The 22,126-nt window shown below is 67.5% G+C and carries 21 protein-coding genes; 5 read left to right on the top strand and 16 right to left on the bottom strand.

The features are described from left to right. Positions 1–17 precede the first annotated feature (17 nt). Complete coding sequence (locus AL072_RS30445) at positions 18–1,550, bottom strand: malonate--CoA ligase (RefSeq protein ID WP_082109311.1); 1,533 nt, start codon at positions 1,548–1,550, stop codon at positions 18–20. A gap of 32 nt (positions 1,551–1,582) precedes the next feature. Next, positions 1,583–2,488 (bottom strand): LysR family transcriptional regulator, encoded by a 906-nt coding sequence (locus AL072_RS30440; protein ID WP_045585192.1) that lies wholly within the window; start codon positions 2,486–2,488, stop codon positions 1,583–1,585. Positions 2,489–2,594: 106 nt separating this feature from the next. On the opposite strand from AL072_RS30440, the gene AL072_RS30435 reads away from it, so the two are divergent. Then, positions 2,595–4,016 carry an aldehyde dehydrogenase family protein gene (locus AL072_RS30435; RefSeq protein WP_045585191.1) on the top strand — a complete coding sequence of 474 codons (1,422 nt, stop codon included), beginning with the start codon at positions 2,595–2,597 and terminating at the stop codon, positions 4,014–4,016. On the opposite strand, the gene AL072_RS30430 is transcribed toward AL072_RS30435, so the two are convergent. From AL072_RS30430 to AL072_RS30420, 3 genes are all read right to left on the bottom strand, one after another. Then, on the bottom strand, positions 4,013–4,948 hold the full coding sequence (locus AL072_RS30430) for a ParB/RepB/Spo0J family partition protein (protein ID WP_052710367.1): 936 nt from the start codon (positions 4,946–4,948) through the stop codon (positions 4,013–4,015). The genes AL072_RS30435 and AL072_RS30430 overlap by 4 nt on opposite strands. Beyond that, complete coding sequence (locus tag AL072_RS30425; protein WP_045585190.1) at positions 4,938–5,951, bottom strand: AAA family ATPase; 1,014 nt, start codon at positions 5,949–5,951, stop codon at positions 4,938–4,940. Before AL072_RS30425 ends, AL072_RS30430 begins: the two co-directional genes overlap by 11 nt. Positions 5,952–6,040: 89 nt before the next feature. Next, complete coding sequence (locus AL072_RS30420) at positions 6,041–6,529, bottom strand: cation diffusion facilitator family transporter (protein ID WP_045585189.1); 489 nt, start codon at positions 6,527–6,529, stop codon at positions 6,041–6,043. 899 nt (positions 6,530–7,428) lie between these two features. On the opposite strand from AL072_RS30420, the gene AL072_RS30415 reads away from it, so the two are divergent. Next, the gene (locus AL072_RS30415) at positions 7,429–8,358 is read left to right on the top strand and encodes a replication protein RepA (protein WP_045585188.1); all 930 of its coding nucleotides are present in this window, start codon (positions 7,429–7,431) and stop codon (positions 8,356–8,358) included. A 461-nt stretch (positions 8,359–8,819) separates the two neighbouring features. Here the strand turns inward: AL072_RS30415 and AL072_RS30410 are convergent, their stop codons facing one another. Then, positions 8,820–10,022, bottom strand: coding sequence for an HPP family protein (locus AL072_RS30410; protein WP_082109296.1), 1,203 nt, complete (start codon positions 10,020–10,022; stop codon positions 8,820–8,822). Between the two features lie 145 nt (positions 10,023–10,167). Here AL072_RS30410 and soxR point away from each other — a divergent pair, with 145 nt between their 5' ends. Further along, positions 10,168–10,623 carry a redox-sensitive transcriptional activator SoxR gene (soxR, locus tag AL072_RS30405; protein WP_045585187.1) on the top strand — a complete coding sequence of 152 codons (456 nt, stop codon included), beginning with the start codon at positions 10,168–10,170 and terminating at the stop codon, positions 10,621–10,623. Between the two features lie 59 nt (positions 10,624–10,682). On the opposite strand, the gene AL072_RS30400 is transcribed toward soxR, so the two are convergent. Genes AL072_RS30400 through AL072_RS30370 form a run of 7 tightly spaced genes read right to left on the bottom strand, consistent with a single transcriptional unit; the run spans position 10,683 to position 16,482 of the window. Further along, a complete protein-coding gene (locus AL072_RS30400; protein ID WP_045585186.1) occupies positions 10,683–11,420 on the bottom strand; it encodes a 2-keto-4-pentenoate hydratase in 738 nt (245 codons plus the stop codon). Beyond that, complete coding sequence (locus AL072_RS30395) at positions 11,417–12,481, bottom strand: LacI family DNA-binding transcriptional regulator (RefSeq protein WP_045585185.1); 1,065 nt, start codon at positions 12,479–12,481, stop codon at positions 11,417–11,419. The genes AL072_RS30400 and AL072_RS30395 overlap by 4 nt, the downstream gene beginning before the upstream one ends. 12 nt (positions 12,482–12,493) lie before the next feature. Continuing rightward, positions 12,494–13,432 (bottom strand): 2-hydroxyacid dehydrogenase, encoded by a 939-nt coding sequence (locus tag AL072_RS30390; protein WP_045585184.1) that lies wholly within the window; start codon positions 13,430–13,432, stop codon positions 12,494–12,496. A 32-nt stretch (positions 13,433–13,464) separates the two neighbouring features. Beyond that, a complete protein-coding gene (locus AL072_RS30385; protein ID WP_200909965.1) occupies positions 13,465–14,229 on the bottom strand; it encodes an amino acid ABC transporter ATP-binding protein in 765 nt (254 codons plus the stop codon). A 40-nt stretch (positions 14,230–14,269) separates the two neighbouring features. Then, positions 14,270–15,094, bottom strand: a complete 825-nt coding sequence (locus AL072_RS30380) for a transporter substrate-binding domain-containing protein (protein ID WP_045585182.1) — start codon at positions 15,092–15,094, stop codon at positions 14,270–14,272. Between the two features lie 46 nt (positions 15,095–15,140). Then, complete coding sequence (locus AL072_RS30375) at positions 15,141–15,794, bottom strand: amino acid ABC transporter permease (protein WP_200909964.1); 654 nt, start codon at positions 15,792–15,794, stop codon at positions 15,141–15,143. A gap of 13 nt (positions 15,795–15,807) precedes the next feature. Next, positions 15,808–16,482 (bottom strand): amino acid ABC transporter permease, encoded by a 675-nt coding sequence (locus AL072_RS30370; protein ID WP_045585181.1) that lies wholly within the window; start codon positions 16,480–16,482, stop codon positions 15,808–15,810. A 354-nt stretch (positions 16,483–16,836) separates the two neighbouring features. On the opposite strand from AL072_RS30370, the gene AL072_RS30365 reads away from it, so the two are divergent. Continuing rightward, a complete protein-coding gene (locus AL072_RS30365; protein ID WP_045585333.1) occupies positions 16,837–18,357 on the top strand; it encodes an MFS transporter in 1,521 nt (506 codons plus the stop codon). On the opposite strand, the gene AL072_RS30360 is transcribed toward AL072_RS30365, so the two are convergent. From AL072_RS30360 to AL072_RS30350, 3 genes are all read right to left on the bottom strand, one after another. Then, positions 18,313–19,002: a TetR/AcrR family transcriptional regulator gene (locus AL072_RS30360; RefSeq protein WP_045585180.1), complete on the bottom strand. Its 690-nt coding sequence runs from the start codon at positions 19,000–19,002 to the stop codon at positions 18,313–18,315. The two genes, AL072_RS30365 and AL072_RS30360, sit on opposite strands and share 45 nt — an antisense overlap. A 151-nt stretch (positions 19,003–19,153) precedes the next feature. Next, positions 19,154–19,987 (bottom strand): universal stress protein, encoded by an 834-nt coding sequence (locus tag AL072_RS30355; RefSeq protein ID WP_045585179.1) that lies wholly within the window; start codon positions 19,985–19,987, stop codon positions 19,154–19,156. Between the two features lie 38 nt (positions 19,988–20,025). Next, complete coding sequence (locus tag AL072_RS30350; RefSeq protein WP_245637059.1) at positions 20,026–20,754, bottom strand: TetR/AcrR family transcriptional regulator; 729 nt, start codon at positions 20,752–20,754, stop codon at positions 20,026–20,028. A 160-nt stretch (positions 20,755–20,914) separates the two neighbouring features. Between AL072_RS30350 and AL072_RS30345 the strand changes: the two genes are divergently transcribed. Further along, positions 20,915–22,114, top strand: a complete 1,200-nt coding sequence (locus AL072_RS30345; RefSeq protein WP_045585177.1) for an efflux RND transporter periplasmic adaptor subunit — start codon at positions 20,915–20,917, stop codon at positions 22,112–22,114. The last annotated feature ends 12 nt before the right edge of the window (positions 22,115–22,126 follow it).

The following is a 22,126-nucleotide window of genomic DNA, read 5'->3' as shown; positions in this document are numbered from 1 at the left end:
CAGCAGCGCCCCCATGCTCATCCCCCGAACGCCCCCTTGTGCGCCTCGCGCAGCAGGGCCTTCTGCACCTTGCCCATGGCGTTGCGCGGCAATTCGTCCACGAACACCACCAACTTCGGCACCTTGAAGTTGGCGAGCTGCTCCTTGCAGGCGCGGATCACCGCCGCCTCGTCCAGCACCGTGCCCCCAGCCCCGGCATCCGGCCGCCGCACCACCGCCGCCACCGCCTCGCCGAAATCGGGATGCGGGACGCCGATCACCGCGGACTCCACCACCCCGTCGATGGCGTCGATCACCGTCTCGACCTCCTTGGGGTAGACGTTGAAGCCGCCGGTGATCACCAGATCCTTGGCCCGGCCGATGATGTGGACATAGCCGCGCCCGTCGATCCGGCCGACGTCGCCGGTGATGAACCAGCCGCCGGGGCGGAACTCCTGCGCCGTCTTCTCCGGCATCCGCCAATAGCCGGAAAAGACGTTCGGCCCCTTCACCTCCAGCACGCCGACCTCGCCGTCCGGCACCGGCCCGCCGGTCTCCCCGTCGGCCACCCGCAGCGACACCCCGGGCAGGGGGAAGCCGACCGTGCCGGGGATGCGCTCCCCGTCGAGCGGGTTGGAGGTGATCATCCCGGTCTCGGTCATGCCGTAGCGCTCCAGGATGGCGTGGCCGGTGCGCGCCTCGAACTCCCGGTGGGTGTCGGCCAGCAGCGGGGCGGAGCCGGAGACGAACAGCCGCATGTGCGCCGCCGCCTCGCGCGTCAGCCGCGCATCGGCCAGCAGGCGGGTGTAGAAGGTCGGAACCCCCATCATCACGGTCGCCCGCGGCAGCAGGCGGAACACGGCGTCGGCGTCGAACTTCGCCAGGAACAGCATGGCGCCGCCGTTCATCAGCACGCAGTTGGTGGCGACGAACAGCCCATGGGTGTGGAAGATCGGCAGGGCATGCAGCAGCACGTCGCCGGGCCGGAACCCCCAATATTCATGCAGCGTCGCGGCGTTGGAGGACAGGTTGCGGTGGCTCATCATCGCCCCCTTGGACCGCCCAGTGGTGCCGGAGGTGTAGAGGATCGCCGCCAGATCGTCCGACGCGCAGGGCACGCTGTCGAAGTCCGGATCCAGCCCGGCCGCCCGGTCCGCCAAGCTGCCGTCACCGCCTGCGCCCAGCGTCAGCATAGTGCCGACGCCGGCCGACGCCGCGGTGCCGGCCAGCGCCGCCGCAGTGGCCGGGGCGCAGACGAACACCCGCGGTTCCGCATCGCCCAGGAAATAGCCGACCTCCGCCCGGGTGTAGGCGGTGTTCAGCGGCAGATAGGCCGCCCCGGCCCGCAGGCAGGCCAGATAGAGGAAGACCGCCTCCGCCGACTTCTCCACCTGCACGGCGACACGGTCGCCCTTGACGACGCCGAGACCGGCCAGCAGCCGGGCATAGCGGCCGCTGATGTCCAGCAGGTCGCGGTAGCTGTAGGACCGCCCGGACTCGAGTTCGATGAAGGGCGCGTCGGCATCGGCGGGAAAGCGCGCGGCCAGGATGTCGAAGAAGTTCTCGGTCATGTCGATCGGGTCCCTGCGGAGCGGATTCATCATCATATACCGGCTTTCGCCCCGATCTCCCGCACCAGATCGACCAGCGCCCGCAGCCCCGTCGGCAGATGGCGCCGGCCGGAATAATAGAGGCAGAGGCCGGGAAAGGGCGGCGTCCACTCCTCCAGCACGCGCACCAGCCGCCCGGCCGCCAGGTCCTCGGCGACCTGCCATTCCGTCACATAGGCCAGCCCGATCCCGGCCCGCGCCGCATCCAGCATCAGCAGGGAATCGTCCAGGATCAGCGGCCCGGCTCCGTCGATGGCGACCGCCTCGCCATGGCGCTCGAACTCCCAGCGATAGAGGCTGCCGCCGGGCATGCGGCTGCGGATGCAGCGGTGGCGGGCAAGGTCGGCCGGCGTCGTCGGAATGAAACTGTCGGCGAAATAGCCGGGCGAGCCGACGACGGCGAAGCGCAGCTCCGGGCCGAGCGGCACCGCGATCATGTCCTGCGGCACCAGCTCCGCCAGCCGGACGCCGGCGTCGAATCCCTCCAGCACGATGTCGACCAGCCGTCCTTCGGTGACGATGTCGACGGTCATTTCCGGATAACGGCGCAGAAACTCCAGGACGACCGGCTGCATGATCATCCGCGCCGCCCCGGCCGAGCTGTTGATCCGCAGCGTCCCGCTCGGGGTGGCGCGCTGGCCGGCCAGCCGGTCGAGCGCCGCGCGGATGTCCCGCAGGGCAGGGGCGGTGTCGGCGACGAACCGCTCGCCCGCCTGGGTCGGGGCGACGCTGCGCGTCGTCCGGTGGAACAGCCGCACCCCCAGCCGCGCCTCCAGCGCCGCCACTGCATGGCTGAGGGCGGAGCGCGACACCCCGAGTTCGACCGCCGCGGCGCGGAAGCCGCGATGCCGGGCAACGGCATGCACCGCTTCCAGTTCGGACAGCCCGGTCGTCTCCATTGTCCCGCTCCCTTCACCGCCTCATGCAGGATTGTCCATCTTATTCGATCGATGGCCAGGCGCTACCTGGAAGGCCAGCCCAATCGCTCCGGTTTGGAAGGCCCCCATGCGCATCATCGACACCATCTATATAGACGGCCGCTTCGTCACCCCGCACGGGACCGAGCTGTTCGACCTGCACAACCCGGCGACCGGCGCGGTCACCGGCCAAGTCCGCCTTGCCGACGCGGAGGACGCACGCGCCGCCATCGCCGCAGCCAAGCGCGCCTTTCCCGCCTTTTCCCGCACCGGCAGGGCGGAGCGGATCGCCATGCTGCACCGCCTGCGCGATGCCGTCGCCGCCCGCCGTGCCGACCTGCTCGACGCGGTGATCGATGAGTACGGCGCGCCGGTCTCGCGCGCCGGCTTCATGGTCGACCACCCGGTGAGCCTCTTCAGCGACACCGCGGAGCTGCTGGCCGACTATCCCTTCGTCCGGCGGATGGGAACCTCCCATGTCAGCATGGAGCCGCTGGGCATCGCCGGGCTGATCACGCCCTGGAACAGCAATGCCGGCTTCATCTGCGGCAAGCTCGCCGCCGCGATCGCCGCCGGCTGCACCGCGGTGATCAAGCCGAGCGAGATGAGCGCGCGCCAGACACAGATCGTGACCGAAGCGCTCCATGCCGCCGACCTGCCGCCGGGCCTGTTCAACATCGTCACCGGCCGGGGCGATCCGGTCGGGGCCGAGATCGCCAGCCATCCCGACGTCGCCAAGATCTCCTTCACCGGCTCGACCGCGACCGGCAAGGCGATCCTGCGCGCCGCCGCCGACACCCTGAAGCGGGTGACGCTGGAGCTCGGCGGAAAGTCGCCGACGATCATCCTCGACGACGCCGATCTGGCGCAAGCGATCCCGCTGGCGGTCAATGCCGCCTTCATGAACAGCGGCCAGGCCTGCATCGCCGGCACCCGCCTGCTGGCACCGCGCAGCCGCCTCGCCGAAATCGAAGCGCTGGCCCGGACGGCGGTCGAGGCGGTGCGGGCCGGCGACCCGCGCGATCCCGCCACCGATGTCGGCCCGATGGTCAGCCGGACCCAGTGGGAGCGTGTCCAGCGCTACATCCGCATCGGCATCGAGGAGGGCGCCGAGCTGCTGGCCGGCGGCGAGGGTCGGCCCGACGGCACCACCGGCTGGTTCGTGCGTCCGACCCTGTTCAGCGGCGTGCGCAACGACATGACCATCGCGCGCGACGAGATCTTCGGCCCGGTCCTCTCCATCATCGCCTACGGGGACGAGGAGGAGGCGGTCGCCATCGCCAACGACACCATCTATGGCCTGCAGGCCTATGTGCTGTCGGGCGACACCGCCCGCGCCCGCCGCATGGCCGAGCGGATCGTCGCCGGGCGGGTGCTGGTCAACAGCCTCGCCCACGATCCGAAGGCGCCGTTCGGCGGCTTCAAGCACTCCGGCATCGGCCGCGAGTATGGCAGCTTCGGCCTGGAAGCCTTCCTGGAGCCGAAGGCGATGCTGGGGGCGGACGCCTAAACGTCCGCATCCACCCCGGCCAGGATGGCGTCGATCTCCGCCCGCAACCGCAGCAGCTGCTCGCGGTTGTCGGGGTCGAGGTGGCGGCGCTGCTCGCGCACCACCGCGACGTCACGAAGGATGCGCTTCACGCTGGCCCGCAGCGCCCGCGCCGCCTCCTGCGGAGCGGTATCCTCCTCTCCGTCGTCCGCAACGGTCTCGCGCGGCCCGCCCTGGGCGTGGTCGCGCTTGGCCTGCCGGACCGCCTTGACGCTGGCACCCTCCTTGGCCCGCTGCCACAGCCCGGCATGCAGCTCCGCCGGAGCGGCGGCGATCTCGATCATCACCGAGCGGGAGACATGGGCGAAGCCCGCCGCATACTCGTCCCTGATCTCGTCCGGCAGGGTCAGGATCGCCAGCAGCTTGGTGACGTCGGTACGGTCGCGCCCGACCACGGCGGCCAGCTCATCATGGGTGTAGCCGTGCTTGTCGATCAGCCGCCCCAGCGCCATGGCGTATTCCACCGCGTTCAGGTCGACACGCTGGACATTGTCGATCAGCCCGATCTCGTCCGGATCGCCGGAGGTCAGGATGGCGAAGACCGTCCTGCGGCCCAGCATCTCATGGGCACGCACCCGCCGTTCGCCGCCGATCAGCAGATACTCGCCCTGGGGCAGGGGGCGCACCAGGATCGGGTTCTGCAACCCGTGCCGCTCGATGGAGGAGGCGAGGCTGCGCAGTTCCGCCTCGTCGAAATGGCGGCGCGGCTGGTCGGGGTTGCGGTGGACGCGGTCGAGGTCGAGCTCCACCACATGGGGAAAGCCGGCCGAGGTGCCGAACAGCCGGTCGCTGCCCACCGTCAAGCCGCCGCTCAGCCCGCCGGCCATCCCGCCATCCGCAGCCGGAGCGGTGCCGAGCAATTCGCGGGTCTTGCGTTCGAACTTACGCGACATGGGCGGTCTCCCGGCGCTGGGCATAGTCACGGATCTGGCGGGCCACCTCGTGGAAGGTCTCGGCCCCCGGGGCCTTGGGATCGCCGGCCAGCGTGATCATGCCGGCCGCCGCCGCCTTGCCATAGACGGTGGCGCGCGGGATGGGCGGGAAGACCGGCACCTGCCCGGCATAGGATTCGTGCAGCTCCTGCAGGGTGGCACGGTCCTGGGTCAGCCGGTCGTTGTACATGGTGGGGATGATGCCGGCGATGCGCAGGCCGGGATTCACCCGGCGGCGGATGCGGCCGATGGTGTCGACCAGCCGCTTGACGCCCAGCAGGGCCAGCGCCTCCGTCTGCACCGGCACCACCACCAGCTCGGCCGCCGACAGCGCGTTGGCCGTCACCAGCCCCAGGTTCGGCGCACAGTCCATCACCACGAAATCATAGGCGTGGCGCACCTCCTCCAGCTTCTCCCGCAGGATCAGCCCGCCGGTGGAATCCGCCGCCAGCTCGACGTCGGCGTCGGCCAGCGATAGCCCGGCAGGGACGAGGTCCAGCCCGCTTTCCGTCGTCGGCATGATGACCGAGGTCAGCGGCTCTTCGGAGCGCAGGACGTAATAGAGTGTCTTGCGCTGCTGCTCCAGCGCGACGATGGCAGCGTTGCCGACGCCGACATGGACGGTGGCGTTGCTCTGCGAATCGCAGTCGATCAGCAGCACCCGGGCGCCGCCGTCCGTCAGGGCATAGGCGAGGTTGACGGCGGTCGCGGTCTTCCCGACGCCGCCCTTCTGGTTGGCGATGGCCAGGAAGGTGGCCGACCGCGGCTTCTCGTCGGTCCGCTGGCGCATCAGGAAATCCACCAGCTGCTGCGGGATGCGCTCCGCCCCGCTTTCCCAGCGGCTGATCCGCGCCTTGGTGTAGCTGCGCCCGAGTTGCGCGTTCAGCCAGTCGGCGAACTGCGTCTGGTTCTCCCCGCGGCGCTCGCGCAGCTGGCGCATGTCGTCGCCCACGATCGACAGCATTCCGATGTCCCCCTCCTGTCCGGTGCGGCGGAGTCTGAGCAAGTTGCCGGAACTTTGTCAATGGAGCCCCATGGGAGTTGCCACAACAATCACCGTGCCGCCTGCCCGATGCAGCGCGCGTCCTGCGCCGGTTCCGACGCGCCGGCCGTCGCATCGTCCCGCACATCGGGGCTGATGGTCACGATCACCGCCACCGGGCCGAGATGAATGGTCAGCACCTCATTCACCCGATCCACGGCCGGCTCGTCCAGTAGCAGCGCACGCACGCCGCGAACCAGATCGGGGAGGGCGGATTCGTCGATCAGCAGGCTCTTCGTCTCATAGGCGAGGAAGGTGGCGGCGATGACCAGCGCCACCCTGAAGGTCCAGAAGTTAAGCTCGCGCGCGTAACCGAACGGGTGACGTTCGTCCTGCAGTCGCTTCGACCGCTTCAGCCCGGCCAGCATCGACGCCTCGTTGCCGGTGTCCACCAGAGAATGGACGGCCTCGCTCAGCATGGAAGCGCTGCCGGTGAAGGGCGCAGCCCCGAACCTGGTGACGGTGATCGCCAGATTGGCCGCGATGGCGACGACACCCACCGTTCACCTGCTCTCCCTCCGATCCCAGGGCCGAATCCGTCGAAGCGTCTTGCGCCATGGCGACTCCTTTCCCGGCGGTTGCGTGCGGGCACAACCCGGCGGCGGCCCGGTTCCATCGCGACCATATGGCTTGAACCTTGGTGACGCCGGGAAGGGGCGGCAGGGGCAGGGCAGAGCCACTGGTTTGAACTTTGGTGACGCCCCCAGCGGCTCCCCAGCCACTCCCAAGCGGCCCCTCAGCAGCATCGACTCGGCGGGACTCATGAACTTTGGTGACGCCGGCCGCCCGCGGGTTTGAACTTTGGTGACGCCCACCGCAGCCAGGCCGCCGATAAGCCTCTTGGGATCGACTCGACAGGCGCCTTGAACTTTGGTGACGCTCCGGCCCCCCCCGTCGCGGTCACCACCGCAAATCCAGGATTCCGGGTGCTCCAAGCACCGAAAGCGAATGACTTGAACCTGGGCATGCCCACCGGCCATCACGCTACGGCACGCGTGTGGCTCGCGAAACCGCCGAAGCTCCCCGATTCTCCGCCGAAAACTTGAACTTTGGTGACGCTGGATCAAGTAACCCACCGAATCGCCGGCTCGAATCGACGCTTCCGGCGTCACTAAAGTTCAAGCCATCACCGCCCGGAATGGCGCGATTCGTCCACAGGCGCCCATTTTTCCCCATGAACTCTAGTGACGCCCTGCTTGAACTGTGGTGACGCGACTCGCGGTTATCCCCTGAACTTTGGTGACGAATCTAATAGTTGGTTTCAAATAGGTTCCAATTAGCCTGCGTCACCAAAGTTCAAATTGCCTTTGGCGCGATCCCGGGTGTTGTATCCGACATGATCGGTCACAAGGTCGTCATACAGAACCCACAGTCAGGGGCTCGCAGTCCGGAGGTCAGCATGGGCAGCATTCACCGTTTGATCGAGACCCACGGACGCGATGGCGCGCTTGCCCTCGTCTCCGACGAGGAACGGCCGCTCATCGACATCGCGGCAGCGGTCCAGGCGGCGGAAAACAGCAAGCTCGGCATCACTTATGCCGGATTCTGCCAGACGGCACTGCCTCACCGCCAGCTTCCCGACGACCAGCATTGGGAACGGCCGGGCCACAAGGTAAAGCTGGTGATCCAGCCCGGCGTGATCGAGGACCGCAACGGCGTCACCCGGCGAATCGGCGTGCCCTATGGCAGCCGGGCCCGCATGATCCTGCTCTATCTCCAGACCCGCGCCATCCAGACCGGGAATCCTGAGGTCGAGCTTGGCGGCTCGATGCATGACTGGCTGAAACGGATGGACATTCCGATCTGCGGCAAGGCCTATCGCGATGTCGAGGATCAGGCCGCGAGGCTTTCCGCCTGCCATCTGACCTTCTTCACCGATGCCGACGGCGGACGGCGGCAGAGCAAGGAATCGATCGTCGCCGACGCCATCCAGTTGCGGCGGCCCGACGACCGCCAGGGCACCCTCTTCACCGACACGGTGCGGCTCAGCGACAGCTTCTTCAAGGCTTTGCGCGAACACCCGGTTCCAGTGGCGGAAGAGGCGCTGAAGGCGATCAGCGGCAAGTCGATGGCGCTCGACGTCTATATCTGGCTGGCCTACCGCCTGCATTCGCTGGACAAGCCGACCCCCATCACCTGGGCGGCCCTGCATGGCCAGTTCGGTGCCGGCTATGCCCTGGTGCGGCAGTTCAAGACCAAGTTCATCCCGAATCTGAAATACGCGCTCGCCGCCTATCCGGACGCCCGGGTGGAGGAATCGGGGGAGGGGCTTATCCTCCATCCCTCGCGCCCACCGATCAACGAACGGGTGATGGCCCGGATCGCTTGACCTGCATCGCTTGAAAAGCGTTTGAACTTTGGTGACGCCGTCCTCCTCCGCCTTCTGAACTTTGGTGACACCCTCCACCGCCTGCGCTGGCCGTCACCAAAGTTCAGGCGCCTGTCTCCCTGTATGGGCGACGTTGCAATCGTCCTTCCCTCCCGGCTTAGCCAACCGCCGTAATCTGTGATAGGAATAATTGCTTTCCTGATCAGGCGAGGGACCCGGACATGACCGGACGGCTGCAACCTTGCAACACCCGTCGTTCCTGTGGCGATTTCCAGCGGGAACCCTGGCTTTCGCGTCTGCTGCATGCCCTGGCTGATAGGGGCGGGCCCTGCGAATGGAACAGTGAAACAGGACCAAAAACCTGTTTCATACTGTTTCAAACGTTCCACTCCCCCTCCGGCCCTCCCTCCGATTGCCTCTCCGATCGCCGGGCACCGAGGGGAGGGGAGCCCGTGCCGCGGCTAGGCCCGTCCAACCGAAACATCGCGCAGATAGGCCCGGGGCAGTCCGCCATCCTTTCCCGGCCCGCCATCCTGCACCGCAAGGGCGAGGGCGGCACGGGCCAGGACAACCAAAAGATCGGTCTGGGTGACCACCCCCAGCAGCCGGCGGTTCTGGTCGACGATCACCACATCATGCGTGTGTCCGTCGGACAGACGGCCGAGCAACCGGAAGACCGGCGTGTCCGGCCCTTCCACCGTCGCCGGGACCATGACGGCGGCGACACGGGCGGTGTTGCGGCCGAGGTCGCCGTGCGACAGCTGTTCATGGCCGACGATACCGGCGACCGCATTTTCCCGGTCCACCACCGGCAGCGTGCGGAATCCATGCTCGATCAGACGGGCGCGGGCGACCTGGGGATGGGTGTCCGGCGTGACCGTGACGACGTCGCGGGACATGACGTCCCGGCAGGTGATGTCGGCATGCAGCCTTTCCAGCGCGTGCAGCTCGGCATTGACCAGCAGGGCGCCCAGATCCTCGCGGCTCACGTCCAGCGTCTCGGCCAGGGTGCGCAACGCGTCGTCGACGTCGCCCTGGGTGATGCCGGGCCGCAGCTGCGGCGGTGGATCGCCGGTGCGGTGGGTGTTGACCGCCTTGTGCGGATAGCGATGACCGGACAGCCGGTGGAACATCAGTCCGGCGGTGAGAAGCAGGACCGAATTCACCGCGACCGGGAAGAAGGCGAACTTGATGCCCATCTCGGTCACCGCCGGGCCGCCCAGCACCGCGGTCAGGGCGGCGGCGCCGCCCGGCGGGTGAAGGCAGCGGGTCAGCGACATGGTGGCGATGGCGAGCGCCACGGCGGCGGCTCCGGCCAGCATCGGGTCGGGGATGATGCTGGCGACCAGCACCCCGACGACCGCCGAGAGCGTATTGCCGCCGACGATCGACCAGGGCTGCGCCAGCGGGCTGGCCGGCACCGCGAACAGCAGCACGGCAGACGCCCCCATCGGCGCCACAAGCACCGGCGCGCTGCTCATGTAGGTCAGCATGTTGCGGCAGAGAAGGCCGGTCGCCGCGATCCCCAACAGCGCACCGCAACAGGCGATCATGCGGTCGCGCAGGGTGGCTCCGGGCAGGATCGGCCGGAACAGGGATTCCCCCCACCTCTTGGCCCGTTCCGCCGTGTTCCGGCGCAAGGCCGCGAGTTTTCCCAAGATCATTCCGCCCATTCCCCCCTGCAATCCATCCGAGGAGCGCCCGCTCGGGCACCGAAGGTGGCCGAGGCTAAAACCTCAACAAAACTTGAGGTCAAGCGGAAAAGGCGCCAGACTGACGGGACCGAGGGTTGCACGGGGAGGGGCTGGGATGCTGTCGCCGGAGGAGTACGACAAGGAGCTGACGGTGGGGGAGGTGGCGCGCCGGTCCGGCGTCGCGGTGTCGACCATCCATTTCTACGAGGCGCAGGGCCTGATCCGCAGCTGGCGCAACCCCGGCAACCAGCGCCGCTTCTCCCGCGACGTGCTGCGCCGGGTGGCGGTCGTCAAGGTGGCGCAGCGGCTCGGCATCTCGCTGGCCTCCATCGCCGATGCGCTCGCCGCCCTGCCGGAGGACCGTTCGCCGACGACCGCCGACTGGCAACGGATGTCGGAGCGCTGGCGGGCTGAGCTGGACGACCGCATCACCAAGCTGGCGAAGCTGCGCGACAATCTGGACGGCTGCATCGGCTGCGGCTGCCTGTCGATCCGCGACTGCCCGCTGCGCAATCCGTGGGATGAGCTGGGCGACGGCGGTGCCGGACCGCGGCTGCTGGATCCGGCCTGATGCCCGCCCCCAAATGGAGGGCCGGGCCGGACTGGGACCGGCCCGGGCCTTCCGGAGGGTCAGTCCACCGTCAGTTCGATGGTGCCCATGGTGCCGTAGCGTGCGACCGAACGGCTGCCCGGCTCGACGAAGACGGTGCCGGTACAGGAGCCGGTCGTAACCACATCGCCGGCATGCAGGCCGTCGAAGCTGCGGGCGCCGACATTGGCCATCCACACCAGCAGCCGGACCGGATCGCCGGCGCTGTTGCCGCCGACCGTCTCCACCTTGGTCTCGCCATTCACCTCCAGCGTCACCGATTCCTTCAGCGGGTCGAGCGAACGCCAGTCGGCGATGGCGGGACCGACGACCAGCGCGCCGTGGTTGAACTGGTCGGCCATGTGGCTCAGCCCGTCCTGGCTGCCGAAGCCGGTGAAGCGGGTGTCGACGATCTCCCAGGCCGGATGGACGGAGGCGACGGCGTCCAGCACCTCCTCGCGCGTGTAGGGCTGCTCACGGGCCGGCAGGTCGCGGTCGAAGCGGTAGGCGATCTCCGCCTCCACACCGATGACCTGGAAGAGCTTGGCCGGCAGGCGGTCGGCCCCGTCGAAGACGGTGGCGGCGTTGATCGGGGCGCGGAAGGGCTCGGCATCGGGGGCGGGGGCGCCGACTTTCCACGCGGTGACGGGCCCCAGACGGCGGGCGACGGCATCCTGGACGGCATAGGCCTCCGCCTTGTCGGCGGGAGGGGTGGTCAATCCGGTCAGCCACTGGCGGGTCTCGCGCGCCGCGATCAGGGACTCGACGGTATCGGTCATGACAATTCTCTGTGGTGGAGGGAAGGGGTTAGGGCGCCGCAGGACTCGCGGACGACCAGCCGGCTCGGCAGGATGATCCGCTCGGGCGGGCCCTGCGGATCGGCGATGCGGCGCAGCAGCAGGCGGGCGGCCTCCTGCCCGATCTGCCTTGCCGACGTGGCGACGGTCGTCAGCCCCGGGCGGCTGAGTGCCGCTTCCGGCACGTCGTCGAAACCGGTCACGGCCAGATCGCGCCCGGCCCGCAGGCCGCGCGCTTCCAGCCCCAGCATCAGGCCGAGCGCCACCACGTCGTTGTAGCACAGCGCGGCGGTGGGAGGCTGCGGCCGATCGAGCAGGGCTTCCGCCGCATCCGCTCCCGCGCGCCGGGTCAGCGGGCAGCGCAGGACCGGTCCTTCCGGCAGCCCGTGGCGCCGCAGCGCCGCGGTGAAGCCGGCATGCCGGCCCGCATAGGCGGAATGGTCCAAGGTGCCGCCGACCAAGGCGATCCGCCGGTGGCCCAAGGCGACGAGATGGTCGATGACCGTCTCCATTCCGACCCCGTAATCGACCCCGGCATAGTCGTGTCCTTCGGCGGAGACGAAGCGCAGGGCCTGGACGCAGGGCAACCGCCATCGGTCCAGCCGGTCGGGCAGGTCGGGCGGCGTGCCGGCGGCGGGGCAGAGGATCACGCCGTCTACATTGTGCTCGCGCATCCGTTGCAGGAAGCGGTCCTGCCGGTCGGGCTGCTCGGCGGTGTTGGCGATGAAGGCGACGTACCCTTCGGTGTCCAGCACGTCGTCCATGCCGGCGGTCAGCTCGGCATAGAAGGGATTGTTCAGCTCGCAGACCAGCAGCCCGACGGTCTGGGTGCGGGCGGCGCGCAGGGTTGCGGCGCCACGGTTGTAGATGTAGCCCAGCGCCGCCATTGCGGCCTGGACACGCTCACGCGTGTCCGCCGCCACCAACGGGCTGCCCCGCAGCACCAGCGACACGGTCGACCGCGACACCCCGGCATGCTCGGCGACCTCCGTCAGGGTGATGCGGCCGCTTCCGGCGGAAGAAATGTCCGATCGCAGGGCCATGGGAGCAGTGACCTATACCACGGCGGTCGGCAGCGGCCGGCCGGCGAAGAAGGCCTCCAGATTGTCGAGCACCAGCTGGCCCATCGCCGTGCGCGTTTCCACCGTGGCGCTGGCCTGGTGCGGCTGGAGGACGACGTTGTCGAGCGCGAAGAAGCCTTCGGGCACGTTCGGCTCGTCGGCGAAGACGTCCAGCCCGGCACCGCCCAGCCGCCCCTCGGTCAAGGCGGCCAGCAGCTCCGGCTCGTCCACCACGCTGCCGCGGGCGACGTTGACCAGGATGCCGTCCGGTCCAAGCGCGTCGAGCATGGCGCGCCCGACCATGTTGCGCGAGGCCGGCCCGGCCGACGCGGCAACCACCAGAATGTCGCTTTCCCGCGCGAGATCCTCGGGCGAGGCGATGAAACGGTAGGCAACATCGCTGCGCGGGTTGCGGTTGGTGTAGGCGATGCCCATGCCGAAGGCTTCGGCGCGCTTGGCGATGGCCTCACCGATGCGCCCCAGCCCCAGGATGCCCATCCGCTTGCCGGTGACCTTGCGGGCCAGCGACAGCTTGCCCTTCGGCCATTGGCCAGCGCGGACGAAACGGTCGCCCGCTGCCATGCGGCGGGAGGCGGCGATCACCAGCCCCATGGCCAGATCGGCGACGTCGTCGGTCAGCACGCCCGGCGTGTTGGTGACGCGCACGCCGCGGCCGCGGGCATGCTCCAGGTCGACCGCGTCGGTGCCGACGCCGTTGATGGCGACGATCCCGAGATTGGGCAGCGCATCGACCACCGCGGGCTTGACGCCGGTCCCACCACCGGTGACGACGGCCCGCACCCGCGGGGCGACCTCTGCGATCAGCCGGTCGCGATCCGGAGCGGCGGACAGGCGGTGGACGGTGTAGGTCGCATCCAGAGCCTGCTCGATGGCGGGCATCATGGGGTCGACCAGCAGGATTTCGGGCTTCATCGCAATGGGTCCTCAGATAAGGCGAAGGGTCCTCAATGGGACAGAATCTGACCGAGGAAACTCCGGGTCCGCTCCGACTTCGGGGCGGTGAAGAACTCCTCGGGCGTGTTCTGCTCGACGATCTCGCCGCGGTCCATGAAGATCACGCGGTGGGCGACCGATTTGGCGAACCCCATCTCGTGCGTCACGCACAGCATGGTCATCCCGTCTTCCGCCAGGCCGATCATGGTGTCCAGCACCTCCTTCACCATCTCGGGGTCGAGGGCCGAGGTCGGCTCGTCGAACAGCATAACCTTCGGGTTCATGCACAGCGACCGAGCGATGGCGACGCGCTGCTGCTGGCCGCCCGACAGCTGGCCGGGATACTTGTCGGCCTGCTCGGGGATGCGGACGCGCTCCAGATACTTGAGGGCGGTGGCTTTCGCCTCGTCCTTGCCGACGCCGCGCACCTTCAGCGGCGCCAGCATGCAGTTCTCCAGCACCGTCAGGTGCGGGAACAGGTTGAAGCTCTGGAACACCATGCCGACCTCCCGCCGCACGGCGTCGAGCTGGCGGTGGTGAGGCCCCAGTTCGACGCCGTTGACGGTGATGCGGCCCTTCTGATGTCGCTCCAGCTGGTTGATGCAGCGGATCAGGGTCGATTTTCCCGACCCGGACGGGCCGCAGATGACGATGCGCTCACCCCGGCGGACTTCCAGGTCGATGTCCTTCAGCACCTGGAATTGATCGTACCATTTCTGGACGCCTTCCATGCGGATGACGACATCCGTGCTCATCGGCTCAGACGCCACTGCCATGGTCTCAACCCTCCACCGGGGAAAATGCGGTTGCCCGAGATCAGGACTTGCCGGCAGTGACCGCCGCCGGCAGATCGGTGCCCAGCCACTTCTGGTGGATGGTGTTCAACTCGCCGTTCTTCTTCACGGTGTCGAGGAAGCCGTTGACCCAGGCCAGCAGCTTGTCCTGGCCCTGGCGCATGGCGACGCCCTGCACCTGGCTCTTCAGGACGAACTTCATCTCGTAATTGGCCTGGGGCGCCATCGCCTTGATCTGCTGCGCCACCACGTTGCTGACGCCCAGCGCGTCGACTTGGCCGGACAGCAGGGCCTGCACCGCGCTGGCATCGTCGTCGAAGCGCATGATGCGGGCGTCCTTCGGTGCCACCGCGCTCAGCGACTGGTCCTGGGTGCTGGCCCGGGCGACGCCGGCGCTCTTGCCCGACAGGTCCTCCGCCTTGGCGACCGGCGACTTCTGCGGCGCCAACAGTCCGATCTCGATGGCGGCATAGGGATCGGAGAAGGCGACCTGCTTGGCCCGTTCCGGCGTGATGCCGAGCGAGGCGACCAGCACGTCCACCTTGCCGGTCAGCAGGTAGGGGATGCGGTTCGGCCCGGTCACCGGCACGATCTCCACCGGCACACCCATGTGCTTGGCCATCAGCTTGGCGACGTCGGCATCATAACCGTCGGGCTTGCCGTCGGCGCTGGTGATGCCGAAGGGCGGGAAGTCGACGAGCATGCCGACGGTCAGCTTGCCTTTGCCCTTGATGTCTTCGACGCTCTGGGCATGGGCCGTCGCGGCAAGGCCGCCGAAAGCGGCAATGGCGGCGGCGGTTGTCAGGGCGCCGGCGACGATCAGGCGGCGGGTGGCGGTGAAGGCCATGGGGTTTCCTCCGTGTATCGGGTGTTTCTTGGGTTTGTCGATTGGTTCAGCGGGACGGGGCGGCATAGCGTGCTTCGAGCCGGGCACTCAGCAGCGACAGCGGCCAGCACAGCGCGAAATACATGGCGGCGACGACGCCGAAGACCAGGAAGGGCTGGAAGGTGGCGTTGTTGACGATCTGTCCGGCGCGGGTCAGCTCGACGAAGCCGATGATGGCGGCCAGCGAGGTGCCCTTGATCACCTGCACCAGATAGCCGACGGTGGGCGGCACCGCGACCTTCACCGCCTGAGGCAGGATGACGTAGCGCATCAGGCCGGGATAGCGCAGGCCGAGCGCCGATGCCGCCTCCCACTGGCCCTTGGGTACCGACTGGATGCAGCCGCGCCAGATTTCGCCGAGGAAGGCGCTGGTGTTCAGCGTCAGGCCGAGCGCTGCGGCGACCCAGGGGCTCATGTCGATGCCCAGCACGGTGGCGCCGAAGAACACCAGGAACAGCTGCATCAGCAGCGGCGTACCTTGAAAGATCTGGATGTAGCCGGTCGCCAGCCAGCGGGCCGGCTTGACGTCGGCGGTGCGGCCGAGCGCCACAAACAGCCCGACGATACCGCCGCCGACGAAGGCGATGGCCGACAGCAGCAGCGTCCACTGCACGGCGCTCAGCAGGAACAGGAATTCGTTGTATCCGAAGACGCGGATCATGCTGTCGCCCTCCTCAGCGCCGGTCGACGGTGTAGGCGAAAGCCAGCCGGTAGATACCGGCGAACAGCGCCGAGAACAGCATCGACAGGACCAGATAGATGAAGGTCACGACGATGTAGATCTCGAAGCTGCGGAAGGTCTGCGACTGGATGTTGTTGGCAACGGACGTCAATTCATCGGCGGAGATGGCCGACACCACGCTGGAACTCAGCATCAGCAGGATGAACTGGCTGGTCAGCGCCGGGTAGACCGTGCGCAATGCCGGCTTCAGCACGATGTAGCGGAAGACCTGGAGTGGACGCAGACCCAGCGCCAGGCCGGCCTCGACCTGACCCTTGTGGATCGATTCGATGCCGGCGCGGATGATCTCGGTGGCGTAGGCGCCGACATTGACCACCATCGCGATGAGCGCCGCCACATCGGGCGACAGCCGCAGACCGACAGTTGGCAACCCGAAGAAGATCAGGAAAATCTGCACCAGGAAGGGAGTGTTGCGGATGATCTCGATATAGGCGTTGATCAGCCAGCGCACCGGCTTCGGGCCGGAGGTCTTGCCGAGCGCGCAGAGGATGGCGACGGCCAGCCCGATGACCATGGCGCTGAGCGACAGCTTGACCGTCAGCCAAGCCCCGTCCAGCAGATAGTCCCAGGACGCGAACACCGCGTCGAATTGAAAGTCGTAGGTCACGGGCGTTCCTCCGCAACCGCGTCGGGCATACCCGTTCGGTGGGCGGGCGCCGCGCGAATTGCCATTGTCCGCATGGCCGTTGTCCGGACTGCGCCCTTGCCAGGGATCGTCCTCCGGATCGCCGGGCTGCCATGGCGGCATCCCGGCGAACTGCTTTGGATACCGTAATTGGATCGATCTAAAAGCGCAATGGAAAATGATCGTGCATGCAATAGTTTGTGTTCGTGATGTTCGCTGTTGCGGCCTGTGCTCGAAGCCGCCGAAACCTTCCGCAACCATCCGCCGTTTCAACGGAACCCGGAGATCATCGCTTTTCCCCGGAATGCCGCTGAAACCGTTGGAGTGCCCCCGGCCATGACCATCGGACCACGCGCCGCCGTAACGGATGCCGCCAGGACGAACATCGGCGCGGTGAGCAGTCTTGTTCCAGCCCGGATGGACCGTCTGCCCTGGGCCCGCTTTCACTGGCTGGTAGTGATTGGGCTGGGAGTCAGCTGGATTCTGGATGGTATCGAGATACAGCTGATCTCCGCCTCGGGCTACAAGGACAGCTTGGGCATGTCGAGTGCGGAGGTCGGGTTTGCCGGCACCATCTATCTGATCGGGCAGGTGGTCGGTGCGCTGGTCTTTGGCCGGTTGACCGACCGTTGGGGACGTAAGCGGCTGTTCATCGCCACGCTGGCGCTCTACCTGATTGCGTCCGGCATCGCCGGTTTCGCCTGGACGCCATGGTTTCTCTATGCTTGGCGTTTCGTGGCCGGGATGGGAATCGGCGGCGAATATGCGGCGATCAACTCCGCCATCGACGAATTGATCCCTGCCCGCTACCGCGGCCGGGTCGACATCGCTGTCAACGGCACCTATTGGGGAGGCGCGATGATCGGTGCGCTCGGCAGCGTCTTCCTGTTGGACCATGCGCTGATCCCGGAAGACATCGGCTGGCGGATCGCTTTCTTCATCGGCCCTCTGCTTGGGCTCGTCATCATCCAACTGCGCCGGCACATCCCGGAAAGCCCGCGCTGGATGGTGACGCACGGGCGGGAGGCGGAGGCGGAGCGTATCGTCGACGGCATCGAGGCCAGCGTGCGCGCGCAGGGAAAAATTCTGACACCAGTGGATCCTGGCCGGTCGATGCGGATCATTCCTGAGGAATCTGTATCGTACAGCCAGCTCGTCGATGTCTTCTTCCGTCAGTATCCGTCCCGGACCATCCTGGGCGTGACGATGATGATCACGCAGTCATTTCTATACAATGCGATCTTCTTCACTTATGCCCTGGTGCTGCAGAATTTCTACCACCTCGATTCCCCGCAGACGGCTCTGTATTTTTTCCCGTTTGCCGCAGGGAACCTGATCGGTCCGCTGCTTCTGGGGCCGCTGTTCGATACGGTGGGGCGGCGTCGGATGATCTTCAGTACCTATCTGCTGGCGGGCAGCGTGCTGCTGGTTTCCGCCTTCCTGTTCCGTCAAGGGGCGCTGACGGCCGACACGCACACTATTTTCTGGTGCGTCTCCTTTTTCTTCGCATCGGCCGGGGCCTCGTCGGCCTATCTGACGGTCAGCGAGATTTTTCCGCTGGAGGTGCGGGCACAGGCGATCTCCTATTTCTTCGCCATCGCCCAAGTGGTGGGCTCGACCGGACCGCTGCTGTTCGGCTGGCTGGTGGGAGAGGGGACGGAGCGTGATCCGCTGTTCTGGGGCTATGTGTTGGGATCGGTCGTGATGATGTTCGGTGGCGTGGTGGCCCTGGTCTATGGCGTGGACGCCGAAGGCAAGGGGCTGGAAGACATCGCCGAACCGCTGACCAAGGCCGACCGTGATCGCCCAGCTTTAGCCCGGCTTCGTTTCCGGCGCCCGCGCGCCGTTCAGGAATAGCCGTACGGCCTGCCGGACATAGCGGTCGAGGTCGGGGATTCCGGGGGCGCTTTCCGGCAGGATCAGGCGCCGGATCAGCAGGTTGCCGGTGACCATGCCGAGGAAGGCCTGGGCGGCGGCAGCCGGGTCCTCGATCCGCAGGACGCCTGAATCGGACAGGCGCTTCAGGTATTCCGCCAGCCGCCGGATGGCGTTTTCCGGGCCGATGCGAAAGAAGGCTTCGGCGATGTCGGGGATGCGGTCGCCTTCGGAGATCAGGATGCGGACGGTGCCGGTCGTTTCTTCATTCAGCAGGGCCGTCACCAGATGCAGGGCGAATGCGGTCAACCCGGCCTCCGGCGTGACGACGCGGTCGTCGGTCTCGGCCGGGGCCAGGCCGGAGAGGATCATGGCGTTGTCCTCCTCCATGATCGCACGGAACAGGCCTTCCTTGTCGCCGAAATGCTCGTACAGCGTGGCGCGGGAGCCGCCGGCCTCGGCGATGATGTCGCTGAGCGTGGTCTTTTCGAATCCCTTCGCGATGAACAGGCGCCGGGCGGCCGTCAGGATCGCCTGACGCCGCGCCAGTCCGCGCGGCCCGACGGTGGGCAATCCGGCAGTGGTTGGCCCGGCGGCGGGGCAGTCCTTGTGGGTGCTGCTGGTCATCCTGCGTATTCCTCCGGCGCGGCGGCGCATGCGGCCGGTTCGTTCGTTTTCGTCTTGCGCCTTGATGCGCACGCTACTGCAGAATGCCGGCGTGGAACAGGCAGCCGGCAAAAGGCGTAAAAAGGACGCAGGGTCCGCTCCGGCGATGGTATCAGCGCGACAGCAGGATCGGTGTGTGGGCCTTGGCCAGCACCGTGCGTGTCGTACCGCCGAAGACGAACTCGCTGATCCGGGGCCGGCCATAGGCGCCCATCACCAACATGTCGGCATCGACCGACCGCGCATGGTCGAGCAGCACGGTGCCGGCGTCCGTGCCAGGGTGCTGTTCCAGCACCACCTCCACCCCGTTGCGGGCTAGATGGCGGGACATGTCGGCGCCCGGGTCGGCACCGAGCCAGCCATTCGGGCGCGCTTCCGGCACCACGACCAGATGGACGATGTCGGCCTCGGTCAGAAAAGGCATGGCGAGAGCGATGGCAGTGGCGGCCTCGCGGCTGCCGTTCCAGCCGACGACGATCCGCCGGCCGATCCGGTGTGACGGCCAGCCGGCCGGCAGCAGAAGGGTGGGGCGGCCGGACGCGAAGATGACGTCTTCCGACAGGCTCAGCATCCGGGCCGGGCGTGTCGGACGCAATGGCGGGCCGACGATGGCAAGGCTGGCATGCCGGGCATGGAGCATCAGCGTCTCGCCATCCTCATGATCGGACAGGCGCCATTCGCCGCTGATATCGGCATCGGCGACGATGCGGTCGAACAGCGTCCGTGTCTCCGCCGCAGCCATACGGGCGGTTGCATGGTGTTTGCGCAACATCGCTTCGACGCCGCCGCCGCGGGCGAAGCTGCTGCTGGGGGTCAGTTCCAGCCGGTTGGCGACGAAGGTGGCGATCAGATGCGCCTGCCAGCGCCGCGCCAGTGCCGCGGCAAAGGCCAGCCGGCCGGCCCGCTCCTCATCCGCTTCGATGAAAACGACGATGTCCTTGGGCATTTCGCAAGCCTCTTGCTTGGCGGTGGGGGAGTGGAAAATCACCGGCGGGATGCCTGCGGCGGAGCGGCGCCGCGCAGGAAAAGGCGGACGCTGGCGCGTACATAGGATTCGACCGCCGCTGCGTCGACCGGCCGGCCGGGCAGGATCAGCCGCTCCATCAGCAGGTTGCCGGTCACCATGCCGCAGAAGGCTTGTGCGGCCATCTCCGGATCGGCGACACGGATGTGGCCTGCCGCCGCCAGGTCGCGAAAGCAGCCGGCCATCCGTTCGCGCGTGCGCTCCGGCCCGACGCGGACGAAGGTTTCGACCAGATCGGGGACGCGGCTTCCTTCGGAGATCAACGTGCGCAGGATCGCCGTCGTTTGCGGCTCGGTCAGCGAGGCGGTGATGTGCAGGGCGATGCGGATCAAGCGTTCCTCCGGGTCGACGGCCTCGTCCGCCACCCCACCGGCATCATCGGTCGCAGCGTCGGACGCCATCCCGTCCAGCACACGGGCGCAATGCTCCTCCATCATCGCGCGGAAGAGGCCGTCCTTGTCGCCGAAATGTTTGTACAGCGTGGTGCGCGACCCCCCCGCTTCGCGCAGGACGTCGCTGAGGGAGGTGGCGGCGTAGCCTTTTTCCACGAACAGGACCGCGGCGGCATCCAGCAGGGCACGGCACCGTGTCCAGCCGCGTACTCCCATTGCCGTGCCGTCCATCGTCGGCCCTGCCGTTCCGGCAGCGGCGCGCGTGCAGGCCTTGTGTCCCAGCCCCGTGTCGGGCATTCGCAAAACCCCCTTGCGCGGTGCAGCATTCTGAATGTATCGTCCAGTACACTGTACTGTATGAGACAGTACTATGCAACGGGGATGTGCCGGACCACCCGAAGCCCGGCTCAACAGGGAGACGGGACCGCAGACAAGCGGCGCCGAGACGAGGAAAGAGATGTCCAGATCCAATCCATTCATGCCGGCGGCCGTGGCGGTCCTGTTGATCGTGGCGCTCGCGGGCTGCAATCAGCAGAAACAGGCGGCCGGTCAGCCCCAGGGCGGCCCGCCCGAGGTGTCGGTGGCCACCATCGAACCGCAGCGACTGACGGTGACGACCGAGCTGCCGGGCCGCACCACCCCCTACCGCGTGGCGGAGATCCGCCCGCAGGTCAGCGGCATCGTGCTGAAACGGTTTTTCCGCGAGGGCAGCGACGTCAAGGCCGGCGACCAGCTTTATCAGATCGACCCGGCGACTTATGAGGCATCGCTGGCCAGCGCTCAGGCCGACGTCCAGAAGGCGGAGGCCAATCTGCAGGCCGCCCGCAACAAGGCCGCCCGTTACGGCGATCTCGTGAAGAACAGCGTGGTCAGCAAGCAGGACTTCGACGATGTCCAGGCATCGCTGAAGCAGAACGAGGCGCAGGTGGCGGCGGCCAAGGCCGCCTACAACCTCGCCAGCATCAATCTGAACTACACCAAGGTGTTCGCTCCGATCTCCGGCCGGATCGGCAAGTCGGCGGTCACCGAGGGAGCCCTGGTCACTGCCAGCCAGTCGACGGCGCTGGCCACCGTCCAGCAATTCGACCCGATCTATGTCGACGTGACGCAGACCGCATCCCAGTTGATGAGGCTGCGCGAGGATATGGCGAGCGGTCGCATCCGTCCGGCCGAGCCCGGCAAGATCCCGGTGACGCTGTTCCTGAACAGCAACGCCAACGGCAATGACGCCGCCTATCCGGTGAAGGGCGAACTGCAATTCTCCGACGTCACCGTCGATGCGGGCACCAGCTCGGTCCAGCTGCGCGCCGTCTTCCCCAATCCGAACAAGGATCTGCTGCCCGGCCTGTTCGTCCGCGCCCGCGTCGAGCAGGGCGTGGCGGAGAACGCCATCACCGTGCCGCAGGCCGCGGTCAGCCGCGGGCCGGACGGGTCGGCGCGGGTCTGGGTGGTCGGTGCCGACAACAAGGCGGCGCAGCGCACCATCGCGACCGAGCGCGCGGTCGGCAATGTCTGGCTGGTCTCGGACGGGCTGGCCGCCGGCGAGCGGGTGGTGGTCGAAGGCCTGCAGAAGGTCAAGCCCGGTGCCGAGGTGAAACCGGTCCCGGCCCAGAACGCCCTCGCTTCATTGCCTGAAAAGGCCGTATCGGCGCGCTGACCCAGGATATCC

This window comes from Azospirillum thiophilum, assembly GCF_001305595.1.
Lineage (GTDB): Bacteria > Pseudomonadota > Alphaproteobacteria > Azospirillales > Azospirillaceae > Azospirillum > Azospirillum thiophilum.
The sequence above is the reverse complement of the archived record's forward strand: the minus strand, read 5'-3'. Positions and strand labels throughout refer to the sequence as shown.